The organism is Pelosinus sp. IPA-1 (assembly GCF_030269905.1).
In the GTDB taxonomy this organism is placed as follows: domain Bacteria; phylum Bacillota; class Negativicutes; order DSM-13327; family DSM-13327; genus Pelosinus.
Map to the genome: position 1 here is coordinate 1 of NZ_BSVC01000022.1, position 11,946 is coordinate 11,946.

At 36.9% G+C, this 11,946-nt stretch carries 13 protein-coding genes; 11 read left to right on the top strand and 2 right to left on the bottom strand.

The features are described 5' to 3' along the window. Positions 1-324 precede the first annotated feature (324 nt). Positions 325-972 (top strand): MtnX-like HAD-IB family phosphatase, encoded by a 648-nt coding sequence (locus QSJ81_RS25455; protein WP_285720092.1) that lies wholly within the window; start codon positions 325-327, stop codon positions 970-972. Positions 973-1,117: 145 nt separating this feature from the next. Here the strand turns inward: QSJ81_RS25455 and QSJ81_RS25460 are convergent, their stop codons facing one another. Next, the gene (locus QSJ81_RS25460; RefSeq protein WP_285720093.1) at positions 1,118-1,492 is read right to left on the bottom strand and encodes a VOC family protein; all 375 of its coding nucleotides are present in this window, start codon (positions 1,490-1,492) and stop codon (positions 1,118-1,120) included. A gap of 288 nt (positions 1,493-1,780) precedes the next feature. On the opposite strand from QSJ81_RS25460, the gene QSJ81_RS25465 reads away from it, so the two are divergent. The 3 genes from QSJ81_RS25465 to QSJ81_RS25475 all read left to right on the top strand — a co-directional run bounded on the left by QSJ81_RS25465 (position 1,781) and on the right by QSJ81_RS25475 (position 4,681). Beyond that, positions 1,781-2,305, top strand: coding sequence for a hypothetical protein (locus tag QSJ81_RS25465; RefSeq protein WP_285720094.1), 525 nt, complete (start codon positions 1,781-1,783; stop codon positions 2,303-2,305). Positions 2,306-2,396: 91 nt separating this feature from the next. Then, the gene (locus QSJ81_RS25470; RefSeq protein ID WP_285720095.1) at positions 2,397-3,572 is read left to right on the top strand and encodes an acyltransferase family protein; all 1,176 of its coding nucleotides are present in this window, start codon (positions 2,397-2,399) and stop codon (positions 3,570-3,572) included. Between the two features lie 149 nt (positions 3,573-3,721). Further along, positions 3,722-4,681 (top strand): C-GCAxxG-C-C family (seleno)protein, encoded by a 960-nt coding sequence (locus QSJ81_RS25475; RefSeq protein WP_285720096.1) that lies wholly within the window; start codon positions 3,722-3,724, stop codon positions 4,679-4,681. Between the two features lie 129 nt (positions 4,682-4,810). Here the strand turns inward: QSJ81_RS25475 and QSJ81_RS25480 are convergent, their stop codons facing one another. Further along, the gene (locus tag QSJ81_RS25480; protein WP_285720097.1) at positions 4,811-5,617 is read right to left on the bottom strand and encodes an alpha/beta fold hydrolase; all 807 of its coding nucleotides are present in this window, start codon (positions 5,615-5,617) and stop codon (positions 4,811-4,813) included. A gap of 290 nt (positions 5,618-5,907) precedes the next feature. On the opposite strand from QSJ81_RS25480, the gene QSJ81_RS25485 reads away from it, so the two are divergent. From QSJ81_RS25485 to QSJ81_RS25515, 7 genes are all read left to right on the top strand, one after another. Beyond that, positions 5,908-6,054, top strand: a complete 147-nt coding sequence (locus tag QSJ81_RS25485) for a hypothetical protein (protein ID WP_285720098.1) — start codon at positions 5,908-5,910, stop codon at positions 6,052-6,054. Positions 6,055-6,499: 445 nt separating this feature from the next. Beyond that, positions 6,500-6,979, top strand: coding sequence for a gamma-glutamylcyclotransferase family protein (locus tag QSJ81_RS25490; RefSeq protein WP_285720099.1), 480 nt, complete (start codon positions 6,500-6,502; stop codon positions 6,977-6,979). Between the two features lie 40 nt (positions 6,980-7,019). Continuing rightward, on the top strand, positions 7,020-7,385 hold the full coding sequence (locus tag QSJ81_RS25495; RefSeq protein ID WP_285720100.1) for a hypothetical protein: 366 nt from the start codon (positions 7,020-7,022) through the stop codon (positions 7,383-7,385). A gap of 194 nt (positions 7,386-7,579) precedes the next feature. Beyond that, positions 7,580-8,269 (top strand): DNA alkylation repair protein, encoded by a 690-nt coding sequence (locus QSJ81_RS25500; protein WP_285720101.1) that lies wholly within the window; start codon positions 7,580-7,582, stop codon positions 8,267-8,269. A gap of 20 nt (positions 8,270-8,289) precedes the next feature. After that, positions 8,290-9,501, top strand: coding sequence for a phosphoenolpyruvate hydrolase family protein (locus QSJ81_RS25505; RefSeq protein WP_285720104.1), 1,212 nt, complete (start codon positions 8,290-8,292; stop codon positions 9,499-9,501). Positions 9,502-9,603: 102 nt separating this feature from the next. Next, positions 9,604-10,848: a Tm-1-like ATP-binding domain-containing protein gene (locus QSJ81_RS25510; protein ID WP_285720102.1), complete on the top strand. Its 1,245-nt coding sequence runs from the start codon at positions 9,604-9,606 to the stop codon at positions 10,846-10,848. Then, positions 10,832-11,659, top strand: a complete 828-nt coding sequence (locus QSJ81_RS25515; RefSeq protein WP_285720103.1) for a phosphoenolpyruvate hydrolase family protein — start codon at positions 10,832-10,834, stop codon at positions 11,657-11,659. Before QSJ81_RS25510 ends, QSJ81_RS25515 begins: the two co-directional genes overlap by 17 nt. Positions 11,660-11,946: the final 287 nt, after the last annotated feature.

Genomic DNA, 11,946 nt, shown 5'->3' on the forward strand with positions numbered 1-11,946 from the left:
GGTAGAGCAATCGGCTGTTAACCGATCGGTCGTAGGTTCGAGTCCTACTTCAGGAGCCATTTTAATAAAACACCATTCACTTTTGTGAATGGTGTTTTTATTTATGGTTATGTAGAAGCTTTTAATTAGGTAATTATTTCATTTAATAATCAAAAATTAAAATTCGGTGACGATAGCTACGGTGTTCATCTGTTCCGCATAATAGATGAACCACTTATATTCTAAAAAAGGATAATGCAAAAGGATTTGAACTATTTTATAACAGATGGACAAAATAGAGATGTACCCAAAATGTCATAAATAATGTAAGTGGAGGAATGCATTTTGAAAGAATTTATATTTGTCTCGGATTTTGATGGAACCATGACTGCAAAAGATTTTTATCATATTATTATGGACAAATATCTTGGGGAGTGGGGCAGAGAACTGTACGCAAGCTGGAAGCGGAATGAGATGATGGATGTTGAATTTCTCACAACAGTATTTAAATCTATAAATCGAACAGAAAAGGAAATCTATAAAGATATCTTAAGTATAAAGTTGGATAAATCTATTGCTACATTTATAAAATATATTAACAATAATGGTGGCGATTTTCTTGTTCTGAGCGCCGGAACCCAATATTATATAAAGCGGTTACTTGATTTTGAAGGGTTGCATGGTGTGGAAATTATCGCAAATGATGGCAAATATGAAAACAAAGGTATTACATTAATTCCTCCGGATAAACAACATCCTTTTTATTCACAACGGTACGGTATAGATAAAGCCAAGGTAGTACAGAGCCTAAAACAGAAGTATAAAAAAGTCTATTATGCTGGTGATGGGGGACCAGATGTAAGCGCTGCGCTGCTGGCTGACACTACCTTTGCAAAGGGGACATTAATCACGCTATTGCAGACAGAGACTGCAAAATATGTGCCCTTTGAGTATTTTTTCCAAATCGAAGAATATTTGAAATCGAGAGGATAATATTGTAAAAGCTCTTAAGAATAGTTTCCCTTATTTAAAGAGAAAGATCCTGGGGTAGAATCCCAGGATCTGTTTTTTGTAACTGCTTCCCCAAATGGATAAATGAAGTATTCTACAACTAGACTTTCATTTAATGCTAGGATTATTACATTGTGTGCAACCCGATTCGATTACCTTCGCTGTCTTCAAAATGAGCGAAGAAACCGTACTCTCCGATCTCTGTTTTTGGGACCAGCATTTTTCCCTTGTTCGCAATAACCTTGTCCAGAGTCAAGTTGATGTCGGTTACTGAAAAATATACTAGCGTCCCAAGATGGGACGGCACAAACCCCTCATCCTTCACCAGCGCCCCGCCTATTCCGGGAATGCCCATTTCCATGGAAAACATAGCCATTTGCCTTAGTCCCATGTCATTAGCAACCAGTTTTTGACTGAAAACCGCTTCATAGAATGCTTTGCCTCTTAACATATCTACCACAGGAATCTCGAACCAAATTACCGGATTCATTTTCTCCGTCATTTTTCTCACACTCCTAATATTATTGATTTACTTTGTCAGCAAAGTATCACTAGCTCAAAACAGGTGTTTCGCTCTGTCGACATACCTATTATAACCGAGACTTCATGTAATAAGCCATTGGCCGCTATGGAGTTGTATTCCATAGCGATTTTTCTCTTTTTCACAACTAATTATATAATTGCGTTAACAAGAGTTTTCAGCAGGAGTTTTATAGTTAATGGTAAATAAGTCTAAATATTACATAAAGTAAAAATGAACCAGAATAAGAATAAATGGGAGGTAAAGAAAATGAAGAAAAATAAGTTCGCTAAATTAATCACTGTTCTGATTGGAATCATATGGATTTGTGCCCCAGTTGTTACAGTATCGGCAGAAACAGAACATTCCCTGCAGGTGGAGGCTACAAGTTATATTGTTTCTTCACAGTGGCTACCAGCTGGGGACGAGGCAGGACACGCAATTGGTATGCAACAACGAGAAGGAGAAGCTGTATTCAGTAATGGAGAAACAGCTAAGTACTCGACGGTTTCCACCTTTGATTCCCGCCGCAGTAAAGGCGGGACGGCCCAAGGATATTCTAAATTTACTTTTGATGATGGATCTTTAATCGTATTTTCTTGGACCGCAGAAATAATCAGGACTCAAGATGGACTTCCTTTGAATCAGGGACAAGGAACCATTATAAAAGGAACCGGACGTTTCGAAGGTATAAAAGGTGTATCTGCTTTTAGTGGTAAACAGTTAAAATCTGTAGAGGATGACACAAAGCTCACTTCATTCCAAAATGCGACTATTACATATACTCTTCCATGACAGTTATGATGCAGAATAATAGTTATCACCAAAATGTGTTGAACAAATGCGAATATAGTTATCAAGAAATTTATAGAAAAGGAGGATAGATATGTTGGCTACTATAGCAAAACAAAGCTCCACTAGACAAGATAATCTTACCAATCGAATGTACTTTTTAGATAACTTACGGTCATTTATTATTCTATTGGTAGTAGTTTATCATGCTGCTATCGCATATATGATACGTGGTCCACAGTGGTATTATGTAGTTGATACTCAAAACAATTTTTTCTTCAATATAATTGTTATATTCAGCGATGTATTTGTCATGCCGGTTATGTTTTTACTTGCCGGATTCTTCGCGATCCGTTCTTTATCGCAGAAGAGACAATTATTTTTTTGGCAAGATAAAATAGTAAGGATTGTTATGCCCTATTTTGCTGGGATCATATTTTTGGCTCCAGCTATTAACTACATTTACTTTTTAAGTCGATTTGATACACCTCCAGCTTATTTAGACTACTGGAGTAACATTTTCTTTGGTTTAGCGCGTCAGCATGCCCATCTTTGGTTTTTAGGTGTTTTGACACTGTTTTTTCTGGTGTTATCCCTTGCCTATCATTTCTATAAACCCCTTAGAAGTGTTGAAAGAAAACCAGTTTTACCGTCAATGAAATTTATTATTGGATTCGGTTTGATTACAAGTATCGCTTACTTTTGTGTAAAACAGCTTTTTGATGATTACACATGGGTAATGGTAAAGCATGTGATCATGTTTCAACCTACGCGATGTGTGTTATATGGTTTTTATTTTGTTTTAGGCATTTACGCCCACAGTAAGCAGTGGTTTACAACTTACGGGTATATGCCTAAAATAAGCTTTTGGGGACCAGCCGCCATAGTACTTGGTAGCATCTACACTCAATTTAGAATCATGTTTTGGGCTAAAAGGGAGCTTCTAATAGTAATGGTCGGCAACGATTTGTTATATTCCTTTTTTTGCCTTACGGCAGTATTTGCCTTGGTGGCCCTGTTTTATCGTTGGATGAATTACACATCCAAAATGTTAAGCAAGTTGGCGGGTAATTCCTATGCTATTTATTTTATCCACCAGCCGATTTTAATGATGTTAATCCTGGCTGTTCGTGGGTATCAACTCAATGTTTTCGTTAAATATCTTTTTGTCTCAGTTTCGACGATAGTAATATGCTATTTTGTTTGTGAACATATGTTATCGAAAATACCGTCATTTAGTTACCAACGTAAGCTAGTACTCAATAGGTAAAATTAGTTTTCTTAATTTTATATCGGAATTGAATCAAGTGAAGGCTTATGAATAATTAAAGAGGTGGACTTGCGGTAGTGGTCAGACTCTTCTCCAACATATTTATATCTAGTTTAATAATTTCCGTTAGTTTTAGGAGGGAAAAAGTTATGAAATCAAATGCTATTAAAATAGCCGCTATCGGTGACTCTATAATTTACGGTTATCCTTATGAGCCAACAGCGTCTTGGTTCAACCTTGCTGCCGAGCGGCTTAATCTTGATTATATTAACCGGGGCATTAACGGAGATACTACTGATGGTATGCTAAGTCGCTTTGAAAGTGATATTCTACGGAATAAACCGTCTCATGTGATTATTTTAGGTGGTACGAATGATGCGTATGCTGGGGTTGCAGTTGATCAAGTCATTTATAACATTCAGAAGATGGTACATCTTGCCTTTAAAAATGCCATTTTACCGATTATTGCGTTGCCAATACCTTGCAATGAATTAATAGAAGAGAAGTTACTGGGGCAGTATCGTGAAGCAATGCGTCAATTTGCAAGAGCAAATAACATCGAAATCATTGATTTTCATAAAGCGATAGTCGACGACAGTGGTTTAAGTATAAAGGCGGGGCTTCATTGCGACGGTATACATCCCAATAATGCCGGCTATGAAGTTATGGCAGGTGTCGCTGCTAAAATTTTTATTAGAGTATTAATTGATACTAGAGTTCATACCTATTATTGGGACGAAGACATTAGTTGTATAATTACCACCCTGAAGATTTTGTCTGAAATATTTCATTATAAGCTTCATTCCCAAGTTATCGAGGCTGCCTATGGTCTTAATGCAGGTAGAATTGGCTCGCAGTGCGGCTTGGTGGAAGGGGCATTGCTGTTCATTGGGGCTTATGGACATGAAAAAGGGATCGCATCTCAAAATATTGCTATGTTATGCCAGAAGTTTTCCAGTGCATTTCAAGATACATTCGGTAGTGTACTATGCAAAGAATTAAGGTTACAGGGGTTTAGCCCTGACAATCCGCCTCATATTTGTGAAAGTATAACAAAGAGCGCCGTTGCTTTTTCGGCAGAATTTATCTCTAAGGAAATTGCTGAGTGATTAGGATATGCTATAGACAAACACTAGCTCTTAGACCAACAGATGGATGGTACTAATTTAAAAAAATTAATAAGTAAGAAATGAAAAAAATTCAATTGTCCACTTATTTCTCAATAGACCGATAAAATATTACATAGATAAAAATTGTGTAAGACAGTGATTGAATTTTTCCAGCTCATCATAGAACAGCCCATGACCGCTATATTTGAAAGGTATGAGGACAGAATCTGCAACATAGCGATGCATTTGTTCAGCGTTAGGGAAGGGAACTATCTGGTCTTGTACACCGGCAAATATAGCTGTTGGAACGCAAATCTGCTGTGCGTCTCTCCTTAAATCTTCATCGCGAAGCGAGATAGCAGTCCTGGCAACTGCATGGCCAGATGCTTCCAGACCAAGCCCATTAAACCAGCTCCTAAATTCTCCACTCACGCTACTTGCAAAAAATTTAGTTCCAAAGTCACTTATCATTTTAGGGCGATCAATATAGGTTTGGTGGATAAGATTGTTTACCTCGGAGACAGGAAGACCATAAGGGTAATTGGGACCTTGAGTAAACTTGGGAACAGCAGCAGAAATAAGGGCGAGCTTTGATATACCGTAACCTTCATAACGGGCCATATATCTAGTAGCTATCGCTCCCCCCATAGAAAATCCTACGAGGGCTGCATTGTCAAGACCAAGTGCATCAATAACGCAGTGCACATCGTCTGCTAAGGTGTTATAAGAATATCCTTCCCATGGCTTACTAGATTGCCCAAACCCCCTTAGATCCATTGAAATGCATCTAAATCCGTATTTAGGAAGCTGGTTGAACTGATACTCAAACATCTTGCGGTTTACCGGCCAGCCATGAATAAATAATACTGGTCTGCCGGAAGGATTGATATCGTCAAAGAAGATCTGGACGCCTTTATCTACCGGAATGTAAGGCATTTTTATGTCACCCCTTATTATTTGATTACCTCATCTTATATAAGGTATGATTTTTGACATAAAGCAGTGACACTTTAATTTTATTTGGCGGCTGAGGCTCTGAAAGGTAAAAATGAGACGGTTAACCAATTTGCAAACAAAATCATTGGAAATATATAATCTGTAATCTAAACTGCCTACCTTTAATTTGGTAAGGCAGCCTTTTTATTATCAAATACTCTAATGACATTAATAAACATTAAGTTTAAAAAGCATAATATAACTAGAACATAAATAGGAGGAGGTTGGAAATGGAGGAGCAATTTAAAGAGATAGAGGAAGCACACGATAAAGCAGGTTTTCGATGCTTAGAAGATCCTAGCATAGACTTAAATGCTTTGGAAGAAAAGGAACGACTTAGTGTTGCGATGTCAAGTTACTATATATTATACCGTTAAGAAGAACAAAACCGTCTACTTTATTGGTGAAGTGATATAAAGATAGTAGACACAAAAGCTGGAAAGCCACCCGTTCTCTTTAGAAAAGAAAGAGTGGCTTAATCCGGCTTTTTCTGTCTACTATCTATTGACTATTTCACCTTATTGGTGGACAGTTTTGTTATATTGCGCTTAATTAACACGACTAATTTTAATGAGCGATATGTCTACTTGTTGATTCTTAAATGCTCTATTTCTTGATCGTCTAAAATGCAAATATTTATTTCTCCTTAATCATTCTGGCACAGATAAGCAGGGACTAAGACGATGTTTGAAGAAGAAACGGTAATAGCATCTTTCGGCAGATTGAGGTGGAGCCATTAAAAAATGATACAACTAGTACAATTGAAATACATATTAGCATGATGTTAGGGTTTCATCTAATAAAAACGAAAGGGAGAAAATAATGAACGACAGAATCTATTCTGCGTATGGTAGCAATATGAATCTCAAGCAAATGAAGAAACGCTGTCCAAACGCAAAGGTAATTGGTAAAGGAGAACTTCTAGGTTACAAACTTACCTTTCGAGGAAGAAACTTTGGGGTAGCTAATGTTGAGGAAAGCAAAGATGGTAGAGTACCTATTGTATTATGGCAAATTACAGAAGAGTGTGAAAGGGCGCTAGATCGGTATGAAGGTTTTCCCCAACTTTATGACAAGGTGGTAGTAAAAGTTAGCACTTTGACTGGTGAACAAGAAGCCATGATTTACATTATGACGAAACAATATGAGAGTATGCCTTCAATACCTAAGGAACATTATTTTGAGATAATAAGGCAAGGATATAAGGACAATAACATTGACACAATGCCATTATTGGTGGCTATGAATAAAACTCAAGATGAACTAAAAAACAGTAAAGTATTAGAGGATTTTATTAGGTAATTTAGTTGCAAAAGGTAAAATAAGTAGAGTAGGTGAGATAATGAATCATAAATTAGTAATCATAATGCTCTTTTTGTTAACCGTATGCTTTACTAGTACGGCATTAGCAATGGAAGGTGATGATAATCCGATCGATAAAGCCTTTGCTACAGATATAAATGGAGCGGTAAATACGGTTGAGATGAATTATGTAGCGGAAAAGTATATGCAGGCATGGAAAGCGGAGATGGACAATGTAGCTGCTGCCATTAAGAAAGAATATAGTTATGACGAGGACAAAGCCGGTATTGACAATTATATAACAGCTTACGAGAAAGTCGCTGATGCTGCAGGTCAGGTGGAATGGTTAAATTGTCAAATTCGAAAGAAAACCCTAAGAGCAGAAGTTTTGGTACTGGAGCAGTAAGCGCAAGTTTATTTGCAAAAGCCCAAATTTATAAGCAGGCAACGTTTAATTTGCTTAAAACGTATCAAGGACGGTCGGGGAGTGAGCGGGAAAAGTGTAGCTATACCTTTACTTATTCTGGCAAAGGTGCTGAATTAACAAGGTTAAGAGAAAATCAATAAGAAAAATAAGAATTAAAGCAGGGAAGTGGTGCTATGGATAGGTCAATTAGAAAAAAAATTCTTGAGTTGGTAGAAGAAGAGTATCAAAAATTCTCAGCTGCACTGCTACCTAATATAGACAATGTTTTAGGTGTTCGTTTGCCCCTGCTCCGGAAGCTTGCCAAAGAAATAGCGAAGGGCGATTGGCAGAAGTTTATGGAAATGGCAGAATTAGAATACTTTGAGGAAGTAATGCTTCAAGGCATGGTACTTGGCTATGTGGAAGGGGATATTGAAGATATACTTTCTTATGTTGCCGATTTTGTCCCTCTAATTGATAATTGGTCAGTGTGTGATAGCTTCTGCATAGGGTTGAAATTCACACAGGATAACAAGGAGCGTGTATGGCATTTTTTACAGTCTTACTTGAATTCAACACAAGAATATGAAATACGATTTGGTGTGGTAATGCTAATTAATTTTTACATTGAAGATAGATATATAAAGGAAGTGCTAATACGTTTAGATAATGTCAAGCACAACGGGTATTATGCGAAAATGGCAGTTGCTTGGGCAGTTTCAATTTGTTATGTAAAACTACCAAAGCCAACCATGGAATACCTTTATGATAATACCCTAGATGATTTTACTTACAATAAGGCACTTCAAAAGATCACGGAATCTTATCGTGTAGATAAAGAAGCAAAGGATTTAATCCGCAGTATGAAGCGCAGTAAAAGCTAAGGGGGAAGGAAGTGTCCATTATGGTTTTCGAAAGAGAACTAATATTAGATCGATTAAATGCCCAAATTACAAAGAAGCAATATATCATTGGTGTTGCGACTGGTGCGGGGATTTCTGCTAAATATGCTGCTAAGGGAGGAGCTGATCTTATATTAGCGCTCAACTCTGGCCGATTCAGACAAATGGGATTAGGTTCTATTGCAGGCCTTTTACCCTTCGCAAATTGTAACCAACTTGTTATGGAATTTGGGTCTAGAGAAATCATTCCAGCTGTAAAGGAAATTCCTGTTTTCTTTGGACTTTGTGCTACTGACCCAACGATTGATTTAGATAAATATATTGAGGAAATACATGCAAAAGGTTTTTCCGGAATTAATAACTATCCCTCTATCGGTATGATCGATGGGCTATTTAGAGAAGCAATAGAAGAGGAAGGCTTATCCTATGATCGCGAGGTAGAAGCTATTAGAATTGCAAATCGAAAAAATATATTTACTATTGCCTTCGTATTCGATGAAGTGCAAGCGAAGAAAATGATTGATGCTGGTGCTGATGTTATTTGTGCTCACTTAGGAGTGACCAAAGGGGGAGTACTAGGCGCAAAAAAATCTCTTTCCCTTGAAGCGGCTACAAAAGTTGCGAGAAGTATCTTTCATGTATGCGATGATATGCAGTCAAAGGTAATAAAAATGATCTACGGTGGACCTATAAATTCTCCCTTGGATGTCAAGTATATATACGATAATACAGACGCAATGGGCTATTTGGGAGGGTCTTCCTTTGAGCGTATACCTTCTGAAATTGCTATAACTCAAATTACTCATGAATTTAAAGTAACTGGTCAGTTTGAAAATGACGATTTGCTCCATAAAATGCTGGTAGGAAAAATACAGTATTATGATTATATTGCTTTTGTGAAAGAATATGTTTCTCAACACTATATGAATAAAATTTCTTTTGCCGATTTAGCAATAGAAGCCCATATCTCTAGGAATTATTTAAGTGTTTTATTTAAGAAAGAAGTTGGTTGTACCTTTCCAGAATATTTAACTCGATATAGAATCAATAAATCCATCGAAATTATTAATAATAAAAAAATAGCTTTATCTGAGATTGCATTTCTGGTTGGGTATAATGATTATGCTCATTTTAGCAAAGCTTTTAAAAAACAAACTGGAAGTTCACCTAGTGAATACGTATACTATACAAAAGTACATAAACATCATATTTAGATACATTTACAATATTCGAAATAAACAGTATTCTTTCAGTGAGAAGAAAAATATTGCTTATTTTGAATATTTTTCTTTATGCTGTAGTGGGAGGCTATTACTTTGAAGACAATTGCAATTGTAGGTACTTTTGATTCCAAGGGAACTGAATATGCCTATGTGAGAAACATTATTCAAGGATTAGGTGTAAATACCGTTACTATTCATTGTGGTGTATTTGAGCCGATGTTTGTCCCGGATATCTCTAATGAAGAAGTTGCTAAGGCTGCAGGTTTTGACATTTATGAAATTGCCGCAAAGATGGATCGAGCATTAGCTACAGAGATACTTACAAAAGGTATGGAAAAGCTAATTCCTAGGTTGTATGATGAGGGGAAATTTGATGGCATCATTTCTTTTGGTGGAAGCGGTGGTACGGCGATTGTTACCCCGGCAATGCGTGGATTACCTATCGGTGTTCCAAAAATAATGGTCTCTACCGTAGCTTCAGGTAATACTTCACAATATGTTGGAACAAGTGACGTTATCATGTACCCTTCGATTGTTGATGTTGCTGGTATTAATTCAATTTCAATGAAGATTTTTACCAATGCGGCCTTTGCAATAGTAGGTATGGTGAAATTTGATTACACTCATAAATTTGTGAAAAAACCATTAATTGCAGCAACTATGTTTGGTGTAACTACTCCATGTGTCAATTATGCAAGAGAATATTTAGAGAAAGAAGGCTTCGAAGTTGTCATTTTTCATGCAACTGGTACTGGTGGAAAAACAATGGAAGATTTGATAGCAGCTGGTTTCTTTGATGGTGTATTAGATCTTACAACGACGGAATGGTGTGATGAATTAGTTGGTGGTGTTTTAAATGCTGGTCCACATCGGCTTGAAGCGGCAGGTCGTTTTAATATTCCCCAAGTTGTATCAACGGGAGCATTAGATATGGTTAACTTCGCTTCCATTGATTCCGTTCCTAAAGAATTTCAAGGAAGAAATCTATACAAACATAACCCAACAGTTACATTAATGCGTACAAATATAGAAGAAAATCGGCAGCTCGGTTTAATTTTATCTGAAAAACTGAATCAGGCAAAATCTCCGACAGCTCTTATGTTGCCGCTTAAAGGTGTTTCTATGATTGATGTAAAAGGACAACCTTTTTATGGCATGGAGGAAGATCAAATGCTATTTTCTACAATAAGAGAACATATCGATAGAGATGTGGTAGAGCTAATTGAAATAGACTCTAATATTAATGAGCAGAGCTTCGCAATTGCAGCAGCAAAGAAATTAATAGAACTTATGAATAAGAAACAGCAAGGAGGAAATCAAAATGGCGTTAACTCGTAGTGAGGTATTAACGAGACTTAAGGCACAGATTCAAAGTGGTAAAATTATTTTAGGAGCAGGGGCCGGGACAGGGATTTCTGCAAAAAGCGGCGAAGCTGGCGGAGTAGATTTGATTATCATTTATAACTCTGGCCGCTATAGAATGGCTGGTCGTGGTTCTCTTGCAGGCTTACTTTCCTATGGTGATGCAAACCAAATCGTTGTAGATATGGGTTCAGAAGTGTTGCCTGTTGTCAAAGATACTCCTGTACTTGCTGGGGTTTGTGGAACGGATCCCTTTCGATTAATGAATGTTTTTTTAAAGCAATTAAAAGATTTTGGGTTTGTAGGCGTTCAAAATTTCCCAACAGTAGGATTAATCGATGGAGTTTTTCGAGCTAATCTTGAGGAAACTGGCATGGGATATGACTTAGAGGTAGACATGATTAGGCAAGCCCATGAGCTTGATTTGCTCACGACTCCTTATGTTTTTGATGAAGATCAAGCAATAAAAATGGCAAAAGCAGGAGCGGATATTTTAGTTGCCCACATGGGTTTAACTACGAAGGGGACGATAGGAGCAAAAACGGCTTTAACGTTAGATGATTGTGTAAGGAAAGTGCAAGCTATATGCGACGCAGGGAAATCTGTAAACCCTGATATACTAATCATTTGTCATGGAGGTCCTATTGCTGAACCTAATGATGCTCAATATGTACTTTCTAAAACAAAAGGAGTAGCAGGCTTCTTTGGAGCATCAAGTATTGAAAGATTTGCCACAGAGGTTGGCATAAAACAACAAGCAGAAGCATTTAAAAACATAAAAATATAAAAGAATAGTTGAATAGATATATTGAAAGTAAAGAATAGACTTCATTGCTATAAATCAGATCGTCTAAACTAAATGTTTAGACGATCTTTGTTAAAAAGATATTGACTATAGTAATGAGGTTGTGATAACATAAGGAAGTTGCCGATGACGGTGACGAAAAATGTAAAAGAATGTTGACGGAATTTGAAAGATGTGTTAATATTCTGTTAACGCCAATAAATGGTAATGTGTTCCTTGAAAACTAAACAATGTAAGTAAGGTTAAAATAAGCCAGATGTGCGGTACTC